Source organism: Arthrobacter bambusae, from assembly GCF_030812595.1.
Taxonomy (GTDB): domain Bacteria; phylum Actinomycetota; class Actinomycetes; order Actinomycetales; family Micrococcaceae; genus Arthrobacter; species Arthrobacter bambusae_B.
Window position 1 is genome coordinate 192,150 of record NZ_JAUSSZ010000003.1, and the last position, 21,595, is coordinate 213,744.

A 21,595-nucleotide genomic window follows, 5' to 3' on the forward strand; every position below is an offset into this window, starting at 1 on the left:
CTGAACATCGGTGTCCCGAGCCGTCGTTGGCTTGAGTCTATGGCCCACAGGGCCGGCGCGGGAGTAGGGGTGGCGCTCCGGCCTGCGGTCGGAGGGAGCCGGCTCAGCCGTCCGTGCGTTTCCCTCCCGGATTCCGGATGCCAATTGCCGAGACTATGCCCCCGATGATCAGGAGGACGCCGGTCAGGATCACCACCCGGTGAAACGCGTTGACGTCAAGCCTCTCGCCAACCACTACCCCCACAAAGGCGATGCCAAGCAGCCCGGCGACCCGGCTGACTGCGTTGTTTACGGCAGAACCGATGCCGGACTGCTGTTCCGAAATGGAGCCAAGAATGGCAGCAGTCAGTGGCGCTACTGTGGCAGAGAGGCCGACGGCGAACAGGACGATGCCCGGAAACAGCTGCGTCCAGTAACCGACGTGTGTCTCGGCCGAGAGCATGAGGAGGTATCCGCAACCGCCAAGAATGGGGCCGAACGCCATGAACCACCGCGGGCCGAATCGTCCCGCGAGCGATCCGAACCAGGACGAAAGTCCGATGTTCAAAACACTGACAGGTAGCAGGGCCAAGGCAGCCAGCGTGGCCGGGAACCCGGCAACCTGCTGCAGGAAAAGCACAACGATGAACCCGCCGATCGACAGTGCCGCGTAAATGAACGAGGTCGCGATATTCCCGACCCCAAAGTTACGGACACTAAACAATGCCGGCGGCATGAGCGGCTGCTTCGCCGTTTTCTGCCGCCAGATGAATCCGGCGAAGCACACGATTCCGAGGATGAACGGCACGAGAATGAGCGGGCTTGCCCAACCGAAGTGGCCTTGTTCGATCAAGGCGTACACCGGGCCGCCGAGCCCGAGGACACAGAGTACGGCCCCTGGATAATCAATCCGGATGCCTTCCTCCCGCACATCTTTGGCCCGCAAGATGGCGAGCAGGTACATCGTGACGGCAATGGGCAGGACGTTTATCCCGAAGACCCAGCGCCAGCTGAGTGAATCCACCAACACTCCGCCCAACAAGGGGCCGGCGATGAACGCGACCGTTGTGCCCGCCGTCCATTGGCCGATGGCCTTCGCCCGCGCCGGCCCATCGAAGACGGACGTAATGAGGGCCAGGGAACTGGGTACAAGGAGCGCTCCCGCCGCGCCTTGGAGCCCGCGCGCAAGGATGAGCACTGCGGGGTCGGGTGCCATCGCGCACAGCAACGACGTCACGCCGAACCCGAGGAGGCCAACCCGCAGGATCACGATCCGGCCAAGGACATCCGAAAGGGAACCGGCGAGCAGGATCAGTGAACCGAGGGTGATCAGGTAAGCGTCCACCACCCACTGCTGCGTGGCCAGGCCCCCACCCAGCTCACGGGAAATGGCGGGCAGCGCGACGTTGACCACGGTGCTGTCCAGAAACGAGACAAAAGACGCCAGGATGGCGATCCAGAGCACTAGTTTCTGTGCGTTCCCTACCGTCTGCAGATCCACTCTCCCAGTGAACACCAAAGCCCTAGTGCTTGGCAGCGATATCCGACGAAATCAGGCCTGCAGTGCGGAGGATTTCTTGCCGGACCGAGTCGAGGTAGGCCGGGGGGTCCGGCTGCGCGGCGACGTTCTGGGCCTGGAGCGAGACATTGACTGCAGCCACGACCTTGCCCGCGGCGTTGCGGACCGGGGCGGCCACTGACATGAGCCCCAATTCGAGTTCCTGGTCCAACAGGCACCAGCCCTGCCGACGAACGCGATCCAGCTCGGCCACGAGCTGTTCACGGGAGGTGATAGTCCGGGGTGTCAGAGCCTTGAACTCCACCGAGGACAAATATTCGTCCAGCTTCTGCTGCGTCAGGTCGGCCAGGAGTACGCGCCCCATGGACGTGGCGTAGGCCGGGAAGCGGGTGCCTACGGTGATTCCGACCGTCATGATGCGTCGAGTGGAAACGCGGGCCACGTAGAAAATGTCGCTGCCATCCAGTACCGCGGCCGACGTCGACTCCCCCAGCCTCAGCGACAGCTCCTCAAGATGCGGCTGCGCGAGCTGCGGGAGCGACAGGGCGGACAAGTACGAGTAACCCAGCTGGAGCACCATGGCCGTCAGGGCGAAGGTCTTGCCGTCCGTGCGGACATAGCCTAGCTCCACCAGGGTATGAAGGAACCGACGCGCCGTGGCACGCGTCAGATTCGTGCGCGCCGCCACCTCGCTGAGGGTCATGACGGGATTGGCCGCGTCAAAAGCACGGATCACGGACAATCCGCGTGCGAGCGATTGCACGTACTGGTCACTCGCCTGGGGCGCTCCGGCTACTGCTGCGTCGGTCATGGTTACCAATCCTATTGGCGCGAACTGGCAGCACTTGCCCTGTGAATTGCTTTCAGAGGGCACCTGCTGCCAGTTCGCGCTTCCATTTGAGGACCGGCACCAGCGCTTGGAGTTCCTCGAAGGTGCAGCCGAACGTCTCACGCACAGTTACGCCATCGGGCCCTGTCAGGAAGACCGCCTTGTCCGTGTAGACGCGGGTCACGCAGCCCACGCCGGTGAGCGGGTAGCTGCACTGTTCCACAAGCTTGGACGCGCCATCGCGGGTCAGGAGCGTCATCATGACAAAAACGTCCTTGGCGCCGGTGGCCAGGTCCATCGCTCCCCCGACGGCGGGAATCGCGTCCGGTGCGCCGGTGTGCCAGTTGGCGAGGTCGCCTGTGGCAGACACTTGGAAAGCGCCCAGGACGCAGATGTCCAGGTGCCCGCCGCGCATGATCGCGAAGGAATCGGCATGGTGGAAATACGAAGCTCCGGGCAGTTCCGTGACCGGGATCTTGCCAGCATTGATGAGGTCGCCGTCGATCTCCCCGTCCTTGGCCTCCGGGCCCATGCCGAGCATCCCGTTCTCCGTGTGAAGCGTAATGTTCTGCTCCTCCGTGAGGTAGTTCGAGACCAGTGTGGGCTGGCCGATGCCGAGGTTCACGAATGAACCCGGCGCGATGTCCCGCGCCACAAGTGCGGCGAGGTCATTACGGCCCAAGGGAGTTGCTGAGGTCTGGATGCTCATGTCAGGCCACCTTCACGATGCTGTTGACGTAGATTCCGGGAGTCACCACGTTCTCCGGGTCCAAGGCGCCGGTCGGAACGATCTCGGACACCTGGACGATGGTGTGTTTGGCCGCGGCCGCCATGATGGGCCCGAAGTTCCGGGCCGTCTTGCGGTAGACGAGGTTGCCCTTTCCGTCGGCCTTGAGCGCCTTGATGAGCGCGACGTCGGCGTGGATGGGAGTCTCGAAGACCTGGCCACGTCCGTCGATGATGCGGGTTTCCTTGCCCTCGGCGAGCATGGTGCCGTAGCCGGTGGGGGTGAAAAACCCGCCGATGCCGGCCCCGGCAGCGCGGATGCGTTCGGCCAGGTTGCCTTGCGGAACGAGCTCAAGCTCGATTTCCCCGGCCTTGAACTTTGCATCGAAGTGCCAGGAATCCGATTGGCGCGGGAAGGAGCAGATCATCTTGCGGACCCTGCCTTCCTTGATCAACAGCGCGAGCCCCTGGTCGCCCTGGCCGGCGTTGTTGTTCACCACGGTGAGGTCGGTGGCGCCGGAATCGAGCAGCGCGTCGATGAGTTCGAACGGCTGGCCCGCGTTTCCGAAGCCTCCGATCATCACGGTGGAGCCGTCCTTGACGGCGGCAACTGCTTCGCCAACAGTGTCAATGAATTCCAGCATTCCTAGGCCTCTTTCCCGGCTACGCCGGCAGTCACGTTTTCCAGCACTACGGCCAGGCCCTGCCCGACGCCGATGCAGATCGCCGCGACACCCCACCGCTGGCCGGAAGCCTGCAGGCTGCGGGCCAGGGTCCCCAAGATCCGGGTGCCGGAGGCGCCCAGCGGATGTCCCATCGCTATCGCGCCGCCGTGCCGGTTCACGATGGAAGGATCGATCCCCCACGCATCGATACAGGCCAGGGACTGCGCGGCAAAGGCTTCGTTGAGTTCGACGGCGCCCACCTGCTCCCAGCCGATGCCGGCTTTCGCGAGGGCCTTGTTCGCAGCCTCTACCGGGGCGTAGCCGAAGAACTGCGGATCGTTGCCGTGCGCGCCGCGCCCGGCAATGCGGGCCAGCGGATCCAGCCCGAGCAGCCCGGCGGCGGCCTCGGATCCGATCCAGGCCGCGGACGCGCCGTCGGACAGCGGCGAAGCATTTCCCGCGGTGACGGTGCCGCCTGTTGTCTTGCCGGCGGACGCGTCCGAAGATTCAGGCCGGAACACGGTCTTGAGCCCGGCGAGTTTCTCCGCCGTCGAGCCTGCCCGGATGCCTTCATCGCGGACCAGTTCCGTGCCTGGAACCTGGGTCACCAACTGGTCATAGAAACCCTCATCCCAAGCCGCGGCGGCGAGGTTGTGGGAGGCGGCGGCGAATTCGTCCTGCCGTTCCCGCGTGATCCCGTACTTCTCGCGCAACCGCTCGGTGGCCTCGCCCAAGGAGATGGTCCAGTCCTTCGGCATCGCCGGGTTGACCAGGCGCCAGCCCAGGGTGGTGGAAGCCAGGGTCATGTCCCCCGCCGGATACGGCTTGGAAGTCTTGGGCAGCACCCACGGTGCGCGGCTCATGGACTCGGCGCCGCCCACCAGCATCAGCTCGGCGTCGCCCGCGTTGATCTGGCGAGAAGCGATAATCGCGGCATCCAGGGACGAGCCGCACAGGCGGTTGACTGTGGTGCCCGGAATCGACGTCGGAAGCCCCGCCAACAACGTGGCCATGCGGGCGATGTTGCGGTTCTCCTCGCCGGCGCCGTTGGCGTTGCCGAACACCACTTCGTCGATCCGCTCGACATCCAGGGCCGGGGCGCGCTTGACGGATTCACGCACCACGTGGGCCGCGAGGTCGTCCGGCCGTACCCCGGCAAGGCCGGAGCCGAATTTTCCAAAAGGGGTGCGCACGGCGTCGTACACATAGGCCTGGTTCATCATTTCTGGTCCATTTCTGCGAAGACCTGTTGCGCGGTCTTGAATGCTGTGTTGGCGGAGGGAACTCCGCAATAGATGGCGGTCTGCAGCAGGATTTCCTTGACTTCGTCCCTGCTCAGCCCGTTCGTGATGGCCGCACGGATGTGCATGGCCAGTTCTTCCCAGTGCCCGTGCGCCACCATGGCCGTGATGGTGACGGCCGAGCGCATCTGGCGCGTCAGGCCCGGCCGGGTCCAGATCCCGCCCCAGGCGATCCGGGTGATCATGTCCTGGAAGTCCTCGGTGAATTCGTCCTTGTTCGCGTTGGCACGGTCGACGTGCGCGTCGCCGAGCACTTCCCGGCGGACCACCATGCCGGCGTCGTAGATTTCCTGCGACGTAGCGTCCCGCTGGACGGCACCGTGCTTGGGATCAGTGCTCATTTTCCGGCCTCCTTCATGAACGTGCGCATGAGGTCCGCGACGACGGCGGGTGCCTCCGCGGGCGCAAGGTGCCCGACGCCGTCGAGCGCTACGGAAACCGCGCTGCCGCCAGCTGCGTTGAATCCTGAGTTGATGCCCGCGGCAATTTCTTCAGCGAACGACGGCGGCGCGACAGTGTCCTCGACGCCGGCCAGGGCCTGCGTGGGGACGGAGATGCTGGCGAGCTCGGAGCGGACATCGAAACCAGCGAGGGCCTCGCAGCAGAAGGCGTAACTGAAGCGGTCGGCGTCCCGCAAGGAGTGCAGGAGACGGCTGCTGATAACGGGTTGGCGTTCCATGAAACCTGGGGCGAACCAGCGCTGCGCGGAACCCTGGATCATCACCGCCGTGCCCTGCGCGCGGACGGTTTCGGCGCGCTCCAGCCATCCCTCGGGTGTGCCGAGCTTCGCTCCCGTGCATTGCACGGACAGGGACGCGAGCCGTTCTCCGTGCTTGATGGCCAATTGCAGTCCCGTGGCGCCGCCGAGGGAGACACCGGCATAGTGGAACACCACAGGTGCCTTCCCGCTGGGTGTCATCGAATCCACCAGGTCCACCACCGCGTCGGCCAACTCGGCGACGCTGAACGTTTCGGAGGCCGCGGGCGAGACGCCGTGGCCGGGCAGGTCCCAGCCGATGACGTCGAAGTCATCGCCGAGCAGGGCTGCTGTGTCGCTCCACAGCACCGTTGATGTTCCGAGCGATGGCCCCACCACCAGGAGCGGCTTCTCTCCGAGGGTGCGCCGCGGGGACAGCAGCACTGCTTTGATGTTGGGCTTAGCCACGATCGGCTCCCTTCGGGTTGGTGTGGGAATACTCCGGGTAGGCAGCCAGGATGCGGCGGCTGATTTCGGCAGCCTCTCCGACGTAGTTGGCCGGGTCCAGGAGTGCCTTCAGTTCCTCGTCAGACAGCTTGCTGGCCGGGACGGTCTCCCGGAGGAGTTTGGTGTAGATCCGGGCCTGCTCCGCAACGGGTGCCCGGAGCGTCTCGTCCACCACCGCCTGCAGCCGGGCCTTCGCCTCACTCCTGTCTTCGCCCAGGAGCGGAGCGACGGAGGATGCGACGGCTTCGCTGAGGAGCAATGGCCCTGAGATTTCCAGGTTGCGGCGCATCGCTTCGGGGAAGACCCGGAGCCCTTCGGCGAGGTCGCGCAGGTGGGTGGCGGCGCCGAGTGCTAGCCGAAGCAAACCCCGGAGGGCAGGCCATTCGCTGTGCCAGGCGCCGTCCGGGCGTTCGTCGTTGAAGTTCGCGGCGGCAAGGTGCAGTTGCGCGGCCAAACCAGGGGCTTGGAGTGCCGCGCTGCGGACCAGCACGGACAACACCGGGTTCTGCTTGTGCGGCATGGCCGAGGAGACGCCGCGCCCTGAGGCAAGCGGCTCGCCCAGCTCGGCAACCTCGGGCCGGCTGAGGAAGAGCAGGTCAGAGGCGATCTTGCCGAAGGAGTCGGTCAGGGATGCCAAGGCGTCGCCGAGTCCAGTGACGGCGAGGCGGTTCGTGTGCCATGGTGCGGGAGCGGGCCCGAGGTCCAGTTTCCCGGCCAAGGAATCGGCCAGCGCAAAGGGGCTCGACGCCGAACCTTCCGTGAGCGCGGTGCCGGCAGCCAAAGTCCCACCGGCGCCGCCGAACTGCACGGGCAACTCCAAGCCTTCGAGGCGACGGGCGGCGGCGGCCACTGCGTGGAACCACTGCGCAGCCTTGAGCCCGAAGGTGAACGGCAGCGCATGCTGCGTCAGGCTCCTGCCAACGCACAGCGTGTCCGCATGTTGCTCCGCAAGCGCGGCGAGCGCCGTCGTCGTGCCTTTCACTTCAGCGAGAAGAGCGGAAACTACGCGGTGCGCGAGCAGCATCAGCGCCGAGTCCAAGATGTCTTGGCTGGTCAGGGAGGTGTGCACGGCGGCAAGCGCGGCGGCATCCAACCCCCTGACCCGGGCCCGGAGATCGGCCAGCAGCGGAATGACAGGGTTGGCGCCGCCCTGTGCGCGTTCGGCGATGGAAGCGGCGTCGTAGGCCCAGGGTTCCGCGGCCTCGGCGACGACGGCGGCAGAACCGGAGGGCGCGAGGCCCGCCTCTTCGAGCACGGATGCCCACGCGGCCTCGACGTCGAGGATGGCCGCAAGCACCGCACGATCACCCGTCAGCGCCACCACGGCGGGCGACGCCGAAACCGGGCTGAGCAGCCCGAAATCGCCGTCGCCGCTCACTGGGAGGCGCCTTCGACGGACTCGAAATCCAAAAATACGGTCTCGTTCGCGCCTTGCAAGCGCAGGTCCCAAGTGAGGCCGCCATCGGGATCGCGGCGTGCGATCAGGGTGCTGCGGCGCTCGGGATCGAGGGAGCTGAGCAGCGGATCGGCGGCGAGCGCTTCCTCGTTTTCCGGCAAATAGATGCGGGTGAACAGGCGGTTCATGAGGCCACGGGCGAAAACGGCGACGGAAATGAACGGAGCAGCCGCCGGTTTTCCGGGGACGGGAGGCGTGGGACCGGGATTGACGGTGGTGAAGGTGAAGACGCCGGAGTTTCCTACCGCGGCGCGGCCCCAGCCGGTAAAGGTATAGCCGTCGCGCACCAGGGAGCCGGTGCGCTGGACCACGTTGCCTTCGGCGTCGGGCTGCCAGATCTCCAGGATGGCGTCCGGGATGGGCTCGCCGGCGCCGTCGTACACGGTGCCTTGCAGGCGGATGCTTCCTGCGCTGCCCGGAGCAAGGAGCTCGTTGTCCTTCGGGAAGGGGAGCGCATAGCCGTAGAAGGGGCCAACGGTCTGGCCGGGTGTCGGGGTCAACTTGCCCATGTGCTTACTCCTCATCCCCGGCGTCGCCAAAGGCTTCGTTTTCGGTCCAGGTCCGCTTCGACCCGCTCAGGACGATGTCCCAGTTGTAGCCAAGGGCCCATTCGGGGCTCGTCAGTTCGTGGTCGTACCGGGCCACGAGCCTGTCGCGCGCGTCCTGGTCCACGATCGATTGGTAGATGGGGTCCAGCGGGAACAACTGGTCACCCGGGAAGTACATCTGCGTGACGATGCGCTGCGTGAAGTCCGTGCCGAACAGCGAGAAGTGGATGTGTGCCGGCCGCCAGGCGTTGAGGTGGTTCTTCCATGGGTAGGCGCCGGGCTTGATGGTGCTGAAGCGGTAGGAGCCGTCCGGACCGGTGATGCAGCGGCCGACGCCCGTGAAGTTCGGGTCCAGCGGGGCAGGGTGCTGGTCGCGCTTGTGGATGTAGCGGCCGGCTGCGTTTGCCTGCCAGATCTCCACGAGCTGGCCGGCAACCGGGCGTCCGTCGCCGTCGAGCACTTTGCCCTGCACGATAATCCGCTCACCGAGCGGTTCGCCGTTGTGCTGGATGGTGAGGTCCGATTCCAGGGCGTGGACGTCTTGGTGCCCGAACGCCGGCGAGTACAGCTCGATGGTCTCCGGATCCGCGTGGTGCAGGCTCTTGGTGGGGTGCCGCAGGATGCTGCTGCGGTACGGCGCGAAGTCCAGGCGCGGCTGGGTCTCGGGCGCGGCGCCGTCCTTGAGCGCTCGGGCGTATGCGTCGCCGATGGCCTCGATCTCGGCGCTGAGATCCGCTTGGGTTTCGGCGGCGGCGTCCAGCGGCGCGTGCCCGGCATGCGGCTCCGCCGCCGGTACGAGCTCGTCGTCTTGGTAGTGCCCGGCATTTGCGTCTTGCAGCACGGCCGGCTCCTTTCGGGTGGTTGCTTTTCTGGTTTTGCTTGCGCTTTTGCTTAGCGGTTCATGTGGTGGGCGTGAAGCGAGTCGTATTGAACGGCGTGCCGCACGGGGGCGTTGGGGGCGCCGTAGCCGTCGTAATTGCCGCGGCGCTCCACCATTTCGAAGAACACGCTGCCCACCGTGGCGGTGTAGAAGTGGAGGAATTCACCGTTGGCGTCCCTGTCGTAGAGCAGGTTCAGTTCCTTGAGGGTGGCAAGGAAGGCAGGCTCCAGGGCGAAGCGCGCATCCAGGTCCTCGTAGTAGTTGGCCGGGATCCGGAGGAAGTCGAGTCCACGTTCCTGCGCCGCCCGGGCCGTGGCCACGAGGTCGTCCACGGCGAAGGCGATGTGTTCCTGGTAGCTCTTGCGCTCGCCCTGCTGAAGCAGCGGCGCAAGGTTCAGGACCAGGCGAACGGCACGGTCCGAGGTCTGCATGACCTGGGAGCGCACCAGGCCGCTGGGGCTCGGCACCTCCGCGAACGGCTGGGGTTCCAGGGCCAGGGCACTCGTGTAGAAGAGCACGGCTTCGTCGAAGTGCTGCCACGGCTGGGCGAGGTTCACGTGGTCGATCACGGCCCGGGCTCCCCCGGAAGGGTGCTCCAGGCCTTCGCCGAACTCCCGGTGTTGTCCGAATTCAGCAGTCCAGGCCGCCGTGCCGTCAGGATTACCCTGGCATAGGAAGATCTCGGTGGAGTCCGGGGCGGCGATGCCTTGGAATACCTCCTCGTCCGCCTGGACCTTGCGAGGCACCACGGGCGCCCTGAGCTGCTGGGCGCGGGCCGAGGCAATGACGGGAGAGTCGACGTCGAACCCCAGTGCCGCGATGGCAGGTTCACTGTGCGACGGCGCCTGTTCGTTGATGATGACGCGGGCCTGCCCCATGGACCACAGCTGCACGTCCTTGGTCCGGTGCCGGCCGTCGAATTCGAAGCCAAGCTGGCCCAGGAGTCTCTCCAGTTGGCCGGGTTCGTCGGTTTTGACCTCTGCGAAGTTGAATCCGGCGGGCTCGGCCACCTTGGGCAGCGTGGCCAGTTCCATGGGGTAACGACGGCGGCCCGCGGCTTTGGGGAGGGAGTCTCCGCCGGCGCCTCCCGGCATGGGGCCTGCCGGGTTCGCGTCGAGCCATTTGGCACTCTGTTCCTCAAGCCAGATCAGCGAGCGCATCGCGTCGACGGCGGTGCGCTCCACGTCGGATTGGCGGAAGACGTCGTTGAAGACCTCCAGCGAGACCGGACCGGAGTAGCCCGCGCGGGCCACGTGACCCATGAACTTGGCAAGCTCGAACTGTCCTTCTCCCGGGAACACCCGGTAGTGGCGGCTCCAGGACAACACATCCATGGAGAGCTTCGGGGCGTCCGCCACCTGGACGAAGAAGATCTTCTCCGGCTTGATGGCCTCGATGGGCGCGGTGTCCCAGTCCCGGGAGAGGATGTGGAAGGAGTCCAGGCAGGTGCCCAGGTTGGGGTGGTCCACCGCATCCACCAAACGATGGGCATGCTCGTAGTCGTTGACGTATTTGCCCCAGGCCAGGGCCTCGTACGCCACCTTGACGCCGTGGTTACCGGCCAGCTCCGCCAGGCGGGAGAGCTGCTCGACGCGGAGGTCGTCGTCGTCGATCGTCGCGGTCCCCACGTTGGTGCACACCAGGATGGTGTCCATGCCGAGGCGGGACATGAGCCTGAACTTGGCGTCCGCCCGGCGCAGGTTTTCCTGCAGCACGTCTTCGGAGACGCTGTCGAAGTCCCGGAACGGCTGGTACAGGTCCAGGCCGAGCCCGAGGTCGGCGGCCATCTTCCGCACGTCCTCAGGGCTGAGCGGCGAGGTGACCAGGTCCTGTTCGAAGATCTCGATGCCGCCGAAGCCGGCGATGGCACAGGCCTGCATCTTTTCCTTGAGCGTGCCGGAGAGGCAGACGGTAGCGATTCCCGTGCGCATCAGTGCCCCGCCCCGGCGAGTGCCTCGCGGGCCTTCGATGCTTCAAGCTTGGCTTCTTCGGCAGCCACCAGCTCCAGGAAATGCGCCCTCATCCGTTCCGGATCGGCGTCGCGGCCGGTGAAGATACGGAAAGCGTCGGCGGCCTGCCCCACGGCCATTCGTCCGCCGTCGAGCACGCGGCAGCCTTTGGCGCGGGCCTCGAGCACGAGCTGGGTTTCGATCGGCCGGTAAACGATGTCAGCCACCCAGTGCCGGGGTTCCACGAGGGACATGTCCAGCGGCAGGCCCGGATGAGCGGCCATGCCCACCGGGGTGCAGTGCACCAAACCGTCGGCAAGCGCCATGATGTGCGGCAGCTCCGCCGTCGTGCGCGCCGTGACTGTGCTGTCCGGGAACAGGGTGGCGAGCTCCGCCGCCCGTTCCGCGCAGCGCGCGGGGTCCACGTCAACAAGGTCCAGCGCCTTGACCCCCGCAGAGAGAAGGGCATATGCGACGGCGGAGCCGGCACCACCGGCGCCCAGCTGGACGACGCGTTCCAAACCGGCGTCGGGAAGGCCGCTGGCCAAAGCGGAGCCGAAACCGGAGAAGTCCGTGTTGTGGCCGATGAAGCGGCCGTCCTTGATCAGCACGGTGTTCACAGCGCCGAGCCGCCTCGCATCCTCGGAAACCTCGTCCAGGAACGGCAGTACCAGTTGCTTGCATGGATGCGTGATGTTGAGGGCGTTGTAGCCAAGGCGGGAAGCTGCGGTCAGCAAGTCGCCGACGGCGGAGCCGGGCAGGGAGAGTTCCAGCAGGTCGATGGGCCGGTACAGGTAGCGGAGCCCCTGGACGTCGGCCTCCCTCTCATGCATGGGCGGCGTCAGCGAAGGCGAGACGCCTTCACCGATCAGGCCCACCAAGAAGGATTCGGCTCGGTTGCTCATGCTCATTGCTCCTTTGACAACTGCACCCGCGGATTGGCTCCCTCTGGATCCTTTCGGGTCATCCAGGGTGTGCTGCTCCGCCGGGCGGTATGAATCAGACTACACAAAATGTTCATATATTGCACTAGTGTTCTTATCGCGAACAAAAGTGCTGGCCGCTGATGCTCCTAGCGCTGCGGCAGGCGGTCGGCAAGCTCGGACGCCGCACTTTTCAGCAAGGGGACCACCCCAAGCAACTGCTCCACGCTCATCCGGAAAACCGGAACCGCGGTGGCAAGGGAGGCGAAGGCAATGCCCTGGGAATTGAGGACGGGGACGGCGACGGCACGCATGCCCACCTCGTTTTCCTCGTCCATGATCGCGTAGCCCTGACGCCGGACCTTCTCGATTTCCAAGCGAAAGGCGTCGCGGTCTGTGATGGAGAACTCCGTCAGCGGCTCCAACTCGAGCTCCTCGACCAACTGCTGCCGCTCGTCGTCGTCCGCAAACGCAACAAGGGCCTTGCCTACTGCCGTGGTGTGGAGCATTCCCAGGTGCCCGGGATCGCTCGTGACCCGGAACATTTGGGGGCCATCCACCTTGTTGACCGTGAGGTGGTGGTGGCCATCCCGGACCGAAAGGATGGTGGCCTCGCCGGTCCCCTCCGTCACGCGCTGCAGGATGGGCCGCGCGGTTCCGGCAAAGCCGTGATGGTTGGACACCCGCTGCCCGAGCTGGAAGACGCGAAGGCCCAGGTGATAGCGGCGTCCATCGGCCTCGTAGTCCACAAAGCCATCGCGGGTCAGGGATCCGAGCAGGCGGTACGTGGTGCTGAAGGGCAGGTCCGCCTGGCGGGCGAGCTCGGAAGCACTGGCCCCCTTCGGCTCGTTGCCCAGCAATACAAGGAGGCCCAGGGCCTTGCCGATCATGTCGGTCTTTGTGTCTTCCTTCACATCCATAACTAAAGATTGCCACATCGTGAGAGCTATTTCTAGATGATGAGTAAAACTCTTGACAAGTGACTGCGCTCACAGCCATCATTGCTATATCGCACAAGTAGCTCTCACAATGTGGCTGCAGTGTGGGGCCGCTGCCGGACCAACATCGATGTTCCAGGCACGCAAATTTCAGCCAGATGCGACATCGCCGTCACACAAAAGGAACACCATGAGTCACACGATCCCGTCTATGACGCCGGGCACCGCCACGGCCGGAACTCCGAAGAAAGCCGCCCTCGCCAGCTTCCTCGGTAGCGCCGTCGAGTACTACGACTTCTTTATCTTCGGTTCGGCTGCGGCCTTGATTTTCCCGCACGTCTTCTTCCCCAGCGCCGACGCCAACGCAGCCATCATGTCCTTCGCGACGTTCGGCTTCGCGTATGTGGCGCGGCCCGTGGGAGCCATCATCCTGGGGCACTTCGGCGACCGCATCGGCCGCCAGCGCGTGCTGATGTTCACCTTGGTGCTCATGGGCGGCGCGACGTTCATCATTGGCTGCCTTCCAGACTTCGCATCCATCGGCTGGTGGGCTCCGGCACTGCTGGTCTTCGCACGACTTTGCCAAGGCCTCTCTGCCGCCGGCGAGCAGGCCGGCGCCTCGTCCATGACGCTGGAACACGCCCCGGACAACCGCCGCTCCTTCTTTACTTCCTGGACCCTTACCGGAACCCAGGGTGGCCAGATCCTCGCAGCACTGGTGTTCATTCCTGTGGTCGCCCTTCCCGACGAGATCAAGTACGGCATCGGCTGGCGCATCCCGTTCTGGCTCAGCGCCGTGGTAGTCGTGGTAGCGTTCTTCATCCGCCGGACCCTGCATGAGCCGCCGGCATTCGCCGAGGCCAAGAAGAACAACCAGATCGCCAAGCTCCCGGTCGCCGACCTGCTGAAGCTCCACTGGCGCGACGTCCTGCGCGTTGTCTGCTGCGCCTTCATCGCCGCGGTAAGCACGGTCTTCGGAACCCTGGCCATTGCGTACGCCAAGGACGTGGCCCACGTGAACAGCACCATCACCCTGTGGCTGGTGGTAGTCGCCAACATTGTCGCCCTCGGCACCCAGCCTCTCTTCGGCAAGGCAGCTGACCGGATCGGCCGCAAGCCCGTCTTCATCTACGGTGCTGTAGCCAGCGCCATCATGACGCCGGTGTTCCTCCTCAGCCTTGAGGGTGGAAACGTGCCCCTCATGTTCCTGGTCTCCGTGGTGTATTTCTCCCTCGGATACGCCGCCGCAAATGCCGTGTGGCCCTCCTTCTACGGCGAAATGTTCAGCACCAAGGTCCGTTTCTCCGGCTTGGCCATCGGCACGCAGATCGGCTTCCTCATGGCAGGCTTCGCCCCCACGATCGTCACCGCAATGGGCGGCACGAAAGCGGGCGGCTGGGTCCAGATCAGCATCTTCACCGGCGTCATCTGCATCATCGCCGCGGTCTCCGCAATGACGGCCCGGGAATCCTTCAAAACCCCGACGGCGGAGCTCGGGCTGAAGTAACCCATCCATTGCTGCGTAAGTGTCGTTTTGACCCCTCAGAACGACACTTGCGCAGCAATGGATTTTTTCGCGCTCCTAACCCGCGCGAAACTACTACGCAACATTGGCCCGCCACACTGGAAGAGCCGGCAAACGCTGGCAGCTCCAGCCAGGGAGGCCCCCATGTTGAAGGAAGTATCAACCCACCCCACAAGAATCCGCGCACTTGGCCAGTTGCACCGCGGCGACCAGATCGAAGCCCGCCTCTCCGTCGGACCCTCCTACGATGACGTTGTCATCCGCCGGGGCAGCGTCCAGGAAACGGCCCCGGGCATCGGCGTCGTCTGGATCATGGATCAGGTGACCGGCCTGCGCAAGGCCATCAATACCGACGAATGTACCGTTTGGCGAGTGGCCTGACCTGGCCCCGAACCGCTCAGCCGCCCGCCACGGATTGGATGATCAAAACCTCCTGGCCGGCCGCTACCTCCGTATCCAGACCCTTCAGACGCCGGACCTCCTCGCCGTTCACGTAAATATTCACGTAGCGGCGGAGCGAACCGGTTTCGTCCCGGAGTCTCCGGGCCAACACCGGGTACTCCCCGGTCACAGCATCAAGCAGGCTTTCCACGGTCACAGCTCCGTCGGCGGGCGTAGTCAGGTAGGACTGCCCGCCGGCGAGGGGCTGGAGGACGCTGGGCAAAAGCACGGTGATGTCAGGCAAGGTCCGTCCTAAGCCGGCAGGCCGGCTGCCGCGGAGGCAGGCGCCACTTCGGCAGCGACATCGGCTTCGGCAGAGATATCGGCAGAGACAACGCTTGAGACGACGGCCGCCCGTACGCACAAGACATCGGGCAGATGCGAGGCAACTTCGAGGAAGGACTCGCCCTCATCGGCGCTGGCGTAGACCGAACCACCGCGAGTTCCGAAGTACACCCCGGCAGGTTCAGCAGAATCCACCGCGGCCGCGTCACGGAGCACTGCGTTATATTCGTGGTCCGGGAGGCCTACATCCAAGCGCTTCCACGACCCGCCGGCGTCATCCGTGCGGTGCACCGCCAACCGGCCATCCGGTGGAATCCGCTCCCCGTCCGCCTTGATCGGGACTACCCACGCCGTACCTTCCCGGCGGGGATGGGTCAGCATCACGAAGCCGAAATCAGCCGGAAGTCCCTCGGCGATCGAAACCCAGTTCTCGCCGTTGTCATCCGTGCGGTACACGCCGTGGTGGTTCTGCGCATACAACCGGCCTTCGACGGCGGCATCGGCGGCGATCTTGTGTACGCACTGGCCGAACTCGGGATTGGGGTCGGGCATGAAGTAGGCCGAAATTCCCTTGTTGCGGGCCTCCCAGGAGGATCCGCCGTCGAGCGATCGGTAGACGCCCCCGGTGCTCATCGCGATGTGGACGTTCTCCCCGGAAGGGCTGACCACAATCGAGTGGGCGGCAGCGCCGCCGTAGCCGGCTCCCCACTCGCTGCGGTGCGGGTGGTCCCACAGGCCGCGGTTCAACTCGAAGTGCTCGCCGCCGTCGGTGGATTTCCAGACGGAAATCGGTTCGCAACCGGCCCAGACCACCCCTGGCCGGGACGCGGAGTCCGGATAGATCTGCCAGATCCGCTCCAGCGCCGCGTCGGTGTCCTCGGGGAATTTGATGGCGCCTTGTTCGGGTTCGGTCCACGTGGCGCCAAGGTCATCGGAGTGGGCCACAGTAGGACCCCAGTGTTCGGATCGCACACCCACCATGATCCGGGGCCTGTCCCCGCGCGTATCTATCCCGATGCTGGGGATCTCGCTCATGAGGAAGTGCGGGCCGGAGAGGGACCATTCCTTGCGGTCTGTGCTGCGTGCCAGCCACAGTCCTTTTTTGGTCCCGATCGCCAAGACATAACTCTCTGCGGTAGCCATGCACCCCATGCAACCATCCCCGCGCGAGAGCCGCAACGGTTTAATGAACCCGCCTGGGAAACTGCCTTAGTCCACGACGTTTCAGTCCACGAACTCGGACTGAGTCTCGATGAAATCCCAGTCGGCGTCGCTCAAGCCACCGGCTAGCTCCTCGAGACGGGGGCCGCCGGCATCCGCGATGCGTTGCAGAACCTCCGGTGGAAGCTCCGTAGCACGCAGGTTCTCCCGGAGCCACTCCTTGCTCTTGAGGTCTATGTCCAGCCACCACATGAAGATCTCCACGTGGACCACCCCTTCCTTTGCAAGTTAACGCTAGGCCTGCACCGGGTGCGCGACAAGGGGCCGCTGAGCTGCTCGAACACCGGATCCGGCCCGAAATTCAGGGCCAGAAAAAGTAAAGTGAAAGTAGTTATCCAGATTGGTGGCGGAGCGCTGTCGGGGCACGTAAGCTAATTCTCAGCAGGAACCAAAAGAACCTGTTCCAAAGTCCGCTCCGGAGTGAGTATCCCCCAATAACTCACTCCGGAGCTCTTTGTTTAAGCAGTTAACCCCCTCCAGCCCAACGACGCGCTGCCGATTGCGGCGCAATCCCCGGCATGATGGCACTATTGGGTGACGCCCTTCATGCGCATTCCCAGGCTCAAGGGGGCATCTTCCCCCAAGGGACCCCAAGCCAACCGGCTGGCCTCCGCTTCGACCGGATGGTGACTGCTTGCGGTCATATTCATCGACGCCGCGATTGCCTTGTCCATCCGCCTGCCATTGGCCTTCGGACTCCAGCCGTGGGGCGGCATCGATGAAAAAACCGGATTCCCCGCTCTTCTAGCACTGCTGATCGTGCCGCTGGTGGTGCTGCGAACTCTTGGGAAGGCACATCACCCGTGTCATCGACCCCGGGGAACCTCGCGGACGCTCGGGTGGACTGGAAAGCCGCGGAAAGCGGCGACTCCTCGTGGTCACGGGTGGTCACAGTGTGCCGCCACCGGGACGGCCGCCGCGTCTTGATTGATGTTGCCGGAAGGCCGATGCGCGACAGGGAGGGCAGGGACTGCGGATTCGAGGGCAACCTGCCGTGTCTCGAATCCAGAGACAGCACGCTCGCACGCCCAAGCCAACGCCCGCATCCAGGAATTGCTCAATGACGGTTCACTGATAACCGCATTCCAGCCGATCCAGTGCCTGAAAACGGGCAGGGTGGTTGGAGTGGAATCCTTGACAAGGTTCAGCGGGTCCCAGGAGTTGTCCCCGGAGGCGCGTTTCATGGAAGCCGCCTCGATCGGCTTGGACATCGAGCTTGAAATCCTTGCTTTCCGGACCGCGCTGACCACCGCTGCGGGACTCCCACCAGAACTGTATGTCGCCGCGAATCTCTCACCTCGCGCATGCCTTGACCCCCGGCTGGGGGCTGCGATCGTGGAGTCGGCCATCCCTCCACGACGCATCGTTCTTGAGGTCACCGAACGCCACGAGGTCGCCAACTACCAACCGCTGGCGGAAGCACTGGCACCGCTGCGGCGCGCCGGCCTGAGAATCGCGGTCGACGACGCCGGGGCCGGCTTTGCTTCCATGCGCCACATCCTGCAGCTCAAGCCAGACCTTATCAAGCTCGATCGCGAGATCATCGCCGGCATCGACACTGATCCGGCACAGCGGGCCCTCGGAGCTGCCATGGTCGGATTTTCCTCGGAAATCGGAGCTGCACTGGTGGCCGAAGGGATCGAGACCGAGGCCGAGCTGGCCGCCGTCACCAAGCTCGGAATGGCCGCGGCCCAGGGCTACCTCCTCGGCCGCCCCTCGCTCAGGCCGGAGGACTGGGCGAACTGGGGGTAGCGGTGGGTCGGCTCATGGCCCGTTCATAGTCTTCGTCCGGGACAGGACGCATACCCCCTGGGGGTACTTGATTAATACCCCTAGGGGGTATATCTTTGCAGCATGAGCACGATCGATGTGAACCCCACTCCTTTGGAACCCGCGGATTCGAGCACCGTCGAAGTCGAGGATGGCGCACCTTCCCAACACGGACACTCCCCCAACAAGGACTCCTACTTGCGACGTCTCAAGCGGATCGAGGGCCAAGTACGCGGTATTGCGCGCATGGTGGAAGAGGACAAATACTGCATCGATATCCTCACGCAAGTCTCGGCAGCCACGAAGGCGCTGCATGCAGTGAGCCTAGGGCTCGTGGAGGAACACATCGGGCACTGTGTTGTCGGCGCCGCCTCCGAGGCAGATCCCATCGTGCGCGCTGAGCAAATCGACATCAAGGTCAAGGAGGCCGCCGATGCCATCGGGCGCCTGCTGCGGTAACCCCGCAAACACCCACCACACCATTCAACTCACCACCAAGGAGCACGCCATGGGCAACACTGCAACCATCCAGACGAACATCAGCGTTTCGGGCATGACCTGCGGGCACTGCGTTTCGGCAGTCAGCGAGGAAATTGAGTCCTTGGCAGGGGTGGAGAATGTCGAGATCGATCTGAATGCCGGCGGAATCTCCACCGTCACCATCACCTCCACCCAGGAATTGTCGCCGTCGGAAATCGGCGAGGCCGTCGCCGAAGCCGGCTACCTGGTAGTCGCCAACGAGGCCTAGGGGCCAATGTGAGCAATCACGATGTCCTTCGCCAAACGGGCACACGCATCGTCGAACTCGACATCGAGGGTATGACGTGCGCATCCTGCGTGGCCCGCGTAGAGCGGAAACTGGGCAAGCTCGACGGCGTGGAGGCTTCAGTCAACCTCCCCCTCGAATCAGCCCGGGTGACAGTTCCGGACGGCGTCACGGACCAACAAATCGTCGACACCGTGAACGCAACGGGCTACAAGGCCTGGATACGCGATTCGCGGCCCAGCCCGTCCATCACTGAAGACAGCGCGACTGAAGGGGGCGCGACTGAAGGCAGTGCGGAAGAGGGCCTCGAACCTGGGCATGACCACAACGACCATATGCACCACGGTCCAACAGCGTCCAAGTTGCGCCCCAGGCTCTTTGCCGCCGCCATACTGACTGTCCCGGTCTTCGCCATCTCGATGATTCCAGCTTTGCAATTCCCGCAATGGGGCTGGGTGGCCGCCGCACTTTCACTTCCCGTGGTGACATGGGCTGCGTGGCCCTTCCACCGGGCCGCCGCCGTCAATGCCCGGCATTTCGCGTCGACCATGGACACGCTCGTCTCGATCGGGGTCCTGGCTGCATACCTCTATTCCGCGTGGCAGCTCCTTGCCAACCCCATGATGACTGAACACCCCGGCATGGAGTCCATGGGAGGCGTGAGCGGCGGGCTGTACTTCGAGGTTGCGGCCGTGGTCACCACCTTCCTGCTTCTGGGCCGTTTCCTTGAGGCCAACGCCAAAGCGAAAGCGGGCGACGCCCTCAAGGCCCTGCTGAACCTGGGAGCAAAGGACGCAACGGTGCTGCGCGACGGCGTCGAGCACAAGATCCCGGCCGAGCAGCTCGTAGCCGGGGACATCTTCATGGTTCGTCCGGGAGAGAAGATTGCCACTGACGGCGTTGTGACGGGCGGCTCATCCGCCGTGGACGCCTCATTGGTCACCGGTGAATCCGTACCCGTGGAGGTCGGACCGGGAAGCCAGGTCACAGGCGCCACCATCAATACCTCGGGCCGTTTGCTGGTCCGCGCAACCCGGGTCGGTTCCGACACTACGCTCGCTCAGATGGGGCGGTTGGTGAGCCAAGCGCAGACTGGCAAAGCCCCGATTGCACGGCTCGCGGATCGCATCAGCGCCGTCTTCGTTCCGGTCGTGCTGGCCATTGCCGTGGTGACGTTCGTATTCTGGCTTGCCCTGGGCAAGGACCTCAATGCCTCGTTCACGGCGGCTGTGGCGGTGCTCGTGATTGCGTGCCCGTGTGCGCTTGGGCTTGCGACCCCCGTTGGCCTTTTGACCGGGACCGGCCGGGGCGCGCAGCTCGGCATCCTCATCAAAGGTCCACAGGTGCTTGAAGATACCCGCACGGTGGACGCCATCCTGTTGGACAAGACCGGTACCGTCACCAGCGGCAAGCTCGCCGTGGGACACACCCTGGCCTTGAACGGCCACTCCGCAGCGGAGGTTCTCACGCTCGCAGGCGCCGTCGAGGCGGCGTCGGAACACCCTATTGCCCACGCCATTGCCGCTGCAGCCAAGTCCGCGGTGCCCGACGCCGGCCCGCTCCCCGCCGTGAAGGACTTCAGTTCTGCCCCGGGCGGCGGAGTCCGGGGAATGGTTGCGCTGAAGGGCGCAGATGGAACGGTGGTAGCTGGCAGGACCGGCTGGCTGGAAGACAACGGAATCTTCCCAGACGATGCACAGCGCCAGGCGCTGGCCACGGCGGAATCCGGTGGCGCTACCGCCATCTGGGTTGCCATGGACGGGGAGCCCGCTGGAATCGTCACGCTACGGGACACGGTCAAACCCGGGTCGGCTGCAGCCATCGCGAAGCTCAAGGAACTCGGGATCCGCCCCCTGCTCCTGACCGGAGACAATGCCGCCGTCGCCGCCCAAGTCGCCACCGCCGTCGGGATCTCCCCGGAAGACGTATTCGCGGGGGTCCTGCCGGAAGGCAAAGTGGAAGCGGTACGGAAACTCCAGTCCCAGGGCTCTACTGTGGCCATGGCAGGAGACGGAGTCAACGACGCCGCAGCCCTGGCGCAGGCCGACCTTGGCATCGCCATGGGATCCGGCACGGACGTCGCTATCGAGGCCTCGGATCTGACCGTGATGGGCAGCGACCTCGGCCAGCTGGTGCAAGCCATCGAGCTGTCCCGGAAGACGCTCACCACCATCAAGACAAACCTGTTCTGGGCCTTCTTCTACAACGCCATCGGCATCCCCGTGGCAGCCCTTGGCTTGCTCAACCCGATGATCGCCGGCGCGGCCATGGCTGCGAGCTCGGTCCTGGTGGTCGCAAATTCGCTGCGGCTGCGCTCATTTGCGAAGTAGCCCAAGGCCGATCAACTAACGGCCGGCCAGGAGGCTAAGCCTGTCAGGCTGGAAGGCTAGGCCGTTCCGAAACGGACAGCGGCCCGCGCCTTGGCCTTGGCTGCTTCCTCATCGCGATTCCGGGCCGGTGCATGGGTCACGAGGGAATCGAGCAGATGCTGTGTGATGTGCGCGATCTCGTGGACAGCCTCGGCGAAGGCCTCCTCGTTGGCCTTGGACGGCTTCGTCGTTCCGCTGATTTTGCGCACGTACTGCAGGGCTGCGGCTTCCACCTCCGCTGAGGTGGCTCGGGGCTCAAAATTGTGAAGAGTGTGGATGTTGCGGCACATATCAACATGCT

25 protein-coding genes are annotated in these 21,595 nt (G+C 64.8%); 6 read left to right on the forward strand and 19 right to left on the reverse strand.

Annotated elements, in window-relative coordinates:
* Positions 1-103: 103 nt before the first annotated feature.
* The 13 genes from J2S96_RS06210 to J2S96_RS06270 all read right to left on the reverse strand — a co-directional run bounded on the left by J2S96_RS06210 (position 104) and on the right by J2S96_RS06270 (position 12,899).
* Positions 104-1,480, reverse strand: coding sequence for an MFS transporter (locus J2S96_RS06210; RefSeq protein WP_306860974.1), 1,377 nt, complete (start codon positions 1,478-1,480; stop codon positions 104-106).
* A 22-nt stretch (positions 1,481-1,502) separates the two neighbouring features.
* The gene (locus J2S96_RS06215) at positions 1,503-2,309 is read right to left on the reverse strand and encodes an IclR family transcriptional regulator domain-containing protein (protein ID WP_306860976.1); all 807 of its coding nucleotides are present in this window, start codon (positions 2,307-2,309) and stop codon (positions 1,503-1,505) included.
* 52 nt (positions 2,310-2,361) lie between these two features.
* Positions 2,362-3,036, reverse strand: a complete 675-nt coding sequence (locus J2S96_RS06220) for a 3-oxoacid CoA-transferase subunit B (protein WP_306860979.1) — start codon at positions 3,034-3,036, stop codon at positions 2,362-2,364.
* A 1-nt stretch (position 3,037) separates the two neighbouring features.
* Positions 3,038-3,697 (reverse strand): 3-oxoacid CoA-transferase subunit A, encoded by a 660-nt coding sequence (locus J2S96_RS06225; protein ID WP_306860980.1) that lies wholly within the window; start codon positions 3,695-3,697, stop codon positions 3,038-3,040.
* 2 nt (positions 3,698-3,699) lie between these two features.
* Positions 3,700-4,938 carry a thiolase family protein gene (locus J2S96_RS06230; protein ID WP_306861298.1) on the reverse strand — a complete coding sequence of 413 codons (1,239 nt, stop codon included), beginning with the start codon at positions 4,936-4,938 and terminating at the stop codon, positions 3,700-3,702.
* A complete protein-coding gene (gene pcaC / locus J2S96_RS06235; RefSeq protein WP_306860983.1) occupies positions 4,938-5,360 on the reverse strand; it encodes a 4-carboxymuconolactone decarboxylase in 423 nt (140 codons plus the stop codon). Before pcaC ends, J2S96_RS06230 begins: the two co-directional genes overlap by 1 nt.
* Positions 5,357-6,184, reverse strand: coding sequence for an alpha/beta fold hydrolase (locus J2S96_RS06240; RefSeq protein ID WP_306860985.1), 828 nt, complete (start codon positions 6,182-6,184; stop codon positions 5,357-5,359). The genes pcaC and J2S96_RS06240 overlap by 4 nt, the downstream gene beginning before the upstream one ends.
* Positions 6,177-7,601: a lyase family protein gene (locus tag J2S96_RS06245; RefSeq protein WP_306860987.1), complete on the reverse strand. Its 1,425-nt coding sequence runs from the start codon at positions 7,599-7,601 to the stop codon at positions 6,177-6,179. The genes J2S96_RS06240 and J2S96_RS06245 overlap by 8 nt, the downstream gene beginning before the upstream one ends.
* Positions 7,598-8,188 carry a protocatechuate 3,4-dioxygenase subunit alpha gene (gene pcaG / locus J2S96_RS06250; protein ID WP_306860989.1) on the reverse strand — a complete coding sequence of 197 codons (591 nt, stop codon included), beginning with the start codon at positions 8,186-8,188 and terminating at the stop codon, positions 7,598-7,600. The genes J2S96_RS06245 and pcaG overlap by 4 nt, the downstream gene beginning before the upstream one ends.
* A gap of 4 nt (positions 8,189-8,192) precedes the next feature.
* On the reverse strand, positions 8,193-9,065 hold the full coding sequence (gene pcaH / locus J2S96_RS06255; protein WP_370873028.1) for a protocatechuate 3,4-dioxygenase subunit beta: 873 nt from the start codon (positions 9,063-9,065) through the stop codon (positions 8,193-8,195).
* Positions 9,066-9,118: 53 nt separating this feature from the next.
* A complete protein-coding gene (locus J2S96_RS06260; RefSeq protein WP_306860993.1) occupies positions 9,119-11,038 on the reverse strand; it encodes a bifunctional sugar phosphate isomerase/epimerase/4-hydroxyphenylpyruvate dioxygenase family protein in 1,920 nt (639 codons plus the stop codon).
* Positions 11,038-11,961 (reverse strand): shikimate dehydrogenase, encoded by a 924-nt coding sequence (locus tag J2S96_RS06265; protein ID WP_306860995.1) that lies wholly within the window; start codon positions 11,959-11,961, stop codon positions 11,038-11,040. Before J2S96_RS06265 ends, J2S96_RS06260 begins: the two co-directional genes overlap by 1 nt.
* Positions 11,962-12,128: 167 nt before the next feature.
* Positions 12,129-12,899, reverse strand: a complete 771-nt coding sequence (locus tag J2S96_RS06270) for an IclR family transcriptional regulator (protein ID WP_306860997.1) — start codon at positions 12,897-12,899, stop codon at positions 12,129-12,131.
* Positions 12,900-13,107: 208 nt separating this feature from the next.
* On the opposite strand from J2S96_RS06270, the gene J2S96_RS06275 reads away from it, so the two are divergent.
* A complete protein-coding gene (locus J2S96_RS06275; protein ID WP_306860999.1) occupies positions 13,108-14,424 on the forward strand; it encodes an MFS transporter in 1,317 nt (438 codons plus the stop codon).
* 162 nt (positions 14,425-14,586) lie between these two features.
* The gene (locus J2S96_RS06280) at positions 14,587-14,823 is read left to right on the forward strand and encodes a hypothetical protein (protein WP_306861001.1); all 237 of its coding nucleotides are present in this window, start codon (positions 14,587-14,589) and stop codon (positions 14,821-14,823) included.
* Between the two features lie 16 nt (positions 14,824-14,839).
* Here the strand turns inward: J2S96_RS06280 and J2S96_RS06285 are convergent, their stop codons facing one another.
* The 5 genes from J2S96_RS06285 to J2S96_RS06305 form a co-directional block, all read right to left on the reverse strand.
* Positions 14,840-15,127, reverse strand: a complete 288-nt coding sequence (locus J2S96_RS06285) for a MoaD/ThiS family protein (protein WP_306861003.1) — start codon at positions 15,125-15,127, stop codon at positions 14,840-14,842.
* A gap of 8 nt (positions 15,128-15,135) precedes the next feature.
* Complete coding sequence (locus J2S96_RS06290) at positions 15,136-16,320, reverse strand: WD40/YVTN/BNR-like repeat-containing protein (protein ID WP_306861005.1); 1,185 nt, start codon at positions 16,318-16,320, stop codon at positions 15,136-15,138.
* A 72-nt stretch (positions 16,321-16,392) separates the two neighbouring features.
* Positions 16,393-16,593 (reverse strand): hypothetical protein, encoded by a 201-nt coding sequence (locus tag J2S96_RS06295; protein WP_306861007.1) that lies wholly within the window; start codon positions 16,591-16,593, stop codon positions 16,393-16,395.
* 323 nt (positions 16,594-16,916) lie between these two features.
* Positions 16,917-17,063, reverse strand: a complete 147-nt coding sequence (locus J2S96_RS06300) for a hypothetical protein (protein ID WP_306861009.1) — start codon at positions 17,061-17,063, stop codon at positions 16,917-16,919.
* 204 nt (positions 17,064-17,267) lie between these two features.
* Positions 17,268-17,573 (reverse strand): hypothetical protein, encoded by a 306-nt coding sequence (locus tag J2S96_RS06305; RefSeq protein WP_306861319.1) that lies wholly within the window; start codon positions 17,571-17,573, stop codon positions 17,268-17,270.
* Between J2S96_RS06305 and J2S96_RS06310 the strand changes: the two genes are divergently transcribed.
* From J2S96_RS06310 to J2S96_RS06325, 4 genes are all read left to right on the forward strand, one after another.
* Positions 17,491-18,141, forward strand: a complete 651-nt coding sequence (locus J2S96_RS06310; RefSeq protein ID WP_306861300.1) for an EAL domain-containing protein — start codon at positions 17,491-17,493, stop codon at positions 18,139-18,141. The two genes, J2S96_RS06305 and J2S96_RS06310, sit on opposite strands and share 83 nt — an antisense overlap.
* 102 nt (positions 18,142-18,243) lie before the next feature.
* A complete protein-coding gene (locus J2S96_RS06315; RefSeq protein WP_306861011.1) occupies positions 18,244-18,618 on the forward strand; it encodes a metal-sensitive transcriptional regulator in 375 nt (124 codons plus the stop codon).
* Positions 18,619-18,667: 49 nt separating this feature from the next.
* Positions 18,668-18,907, forward strand: coding sequence for a heavy-metal-associated domain-containing protein (locus J2S96_RS06320; protein ID WP_306861013.1), 240 nt, complete (start codon positions 18,668-18,670; stop codon positions 18,905-18,907).
* A 71-nt stretch (positions 18,908-18,978) separates the two neighbouring features.
* Positions 18,979-21,255: a heavy metal translocating P-type ATPase gene (locus J2S96_RS06325; protein ID WP_370873029.1), complete on the forward strand. Its 2,277-nt coding sequence runs from the start codon at positions 18,979-18,981 to the stop codon at positions 21,253-21,255.
* A gap of 56 nt (positions 21,256-21,311) precedes the next feature.
* Here the strand turns inward: J2S96_RS06325 and J2S96_RS06330 are convergent, their stop codons facing one another.
* The gene (locus tag J2S96_RS06330; protein ID WP_306861017.1) at positions 21,312-21,584 is read right to left on the reverse strand and encodes a DUF2277 domain-containing protein; all 273 of its coding nucleotides are present in this window, start codon (positions 21,582-21,584) and stop codon (positions 21,312-21,314) included.
* Between the last annotated feature and the right edge of the window lie 11 nt (positions 21,585-21,595).

What these genes read in the sequence shown, in the direction of transcription:
- J2S96_RS06280 (WP_306861001.1), top strand. Translation starts at nt 14,587, where the DNA reads ATGTTGAAGGAAGTATCAACCCACCCCACAAGAATCCGCGCACTTGGC.
- J2S96_RS06260 (WP_306860993.1), bottom strand. Translation starts at nt 11,038, where the DNA reads ATGCGCACGGGAATCGCTACCGTCTGCCTCTCCGGCACGCTCAAGGAA.
- J2S96_RS06230 (WP_306861298.1), bottom strand. Translation starts at nt 4,938, where the DNA reads ATGAACCAGGCCTATGTGTACGACGCCGTGCGCACCCCTTTTGGAAAA.
- J2S96_RS06320 (WP_306861013.1), top strand. Translation starts at nt 18,668, where the DNA reads ATGGGCAACACTGCAACCATCCAGACGAACATCAGCGTTTCGGGCATG.
- J2S96_RS06270 (WP_306860997.1), bottom strand. Translation starts at nt 12,899, where the DNA reads ATGGATGTGAAGGAAGACACAAAGACCGACATGATCGGCAAGGCCCTG.
- J2S96_RS06225 (WP_306860980.1), bottom strand. Translation starts at nt 3,697, where the DNA reads ATGCTGGAATTCATTGACACTGTTGGCGAAGCAGTTGCCGCCGTCAAG.
- J2S96_RS06265 (WP_306860995.1), bottom strand. Translation starts at nt 11,961, where the DNA reads ATGAGCAACCGAGCCGAATCCTTCTTGGTGGGCCTGATCGGTGAAGGC.
- pcaC (WP_306860983.1), bottom strand. Translation starts at nt 5,360, where the DNA reads ATGAGCACTGATCCCAAGCACGGTGCCGTCCAGCGGGACGCTACGTCG.
- J2S96_RS06305 (WP_306861319.1), bottom strand. Translation starts at nt 17,573, where the DNA reads ATGAAACGCGCCTCCGGGGACAACTCCTGGGACCCGCTGAACCTTGTC.
- J2S96_RS06325 (WP_370873029.1), top strand. Translation starts at nt 18,979, where the DNA reads ATGACGTGCGCATCCTGCGTGGCCCGCGTAGAGCGGAAACTGGGCAAG.
- J2S96_RS06300 (WP_306861009.1), bottom strand. Translation starts at nt 17,063, where the DNA reads ATGGACAAGGCAATCGCGGCGTCGATGAATATGACCGCAAGCAGTCAC.
- pcaG (WP_306860989.1), bottom strand. Translation starts at nt 8,188, where the DNA reads ATGGGCAAGTTGACCCCGACACCCGGCCAGACCGTTGGCCCCTTCTAC.
- J2S96_RS06315 (WP_306861011.1), top strand. Translation starts at nt 18,244, where the DNA reads ATGAGCACGATCGATGTGAACCCCACTCCTTTGGAACCCGCGGATTCG.
- J2S96_RS06275 (WP_306860999.1), top strand. Translation starts at nt 13,108, where the DNA reads ATGAGTCACACGATCCCGTCTATGACGCCGGGCACCGCCACGGCCGGA.
- J2S96_RS06330 (WP_306861017.1), bottom strand. Translation starts at nt 21,584, where the DNA reads ATGTGCCGCAACATCCACACTCTTCACAATTTTGAGCCCCGAGCCACC.
- J2S96_RS06220 (WP_306860979.1), bottom strand. Translation starts at nt 3,036, where the DNA reads ATGAGCATCCAGACCTCAGCAACTCCCTTGGGCCGTAATGACCTCGCC.
- J2S96_RS06290 (WP_306861005.1), bottom strand. Translation starts at nt 16,320, where the DNA reads ATGGGGTGCATGGCTACCGCAGAGAGTTATGTCTTGGCGATCGGGACC.
- J2S96_RS06215 (WP_306860976.1), bottom strand. Translation starts at nt 2,309, where the DNA reads ATGACCGACGCAGCAGTAGCCGGAGCGCCCCAGGCGAGTGACCAGTAC.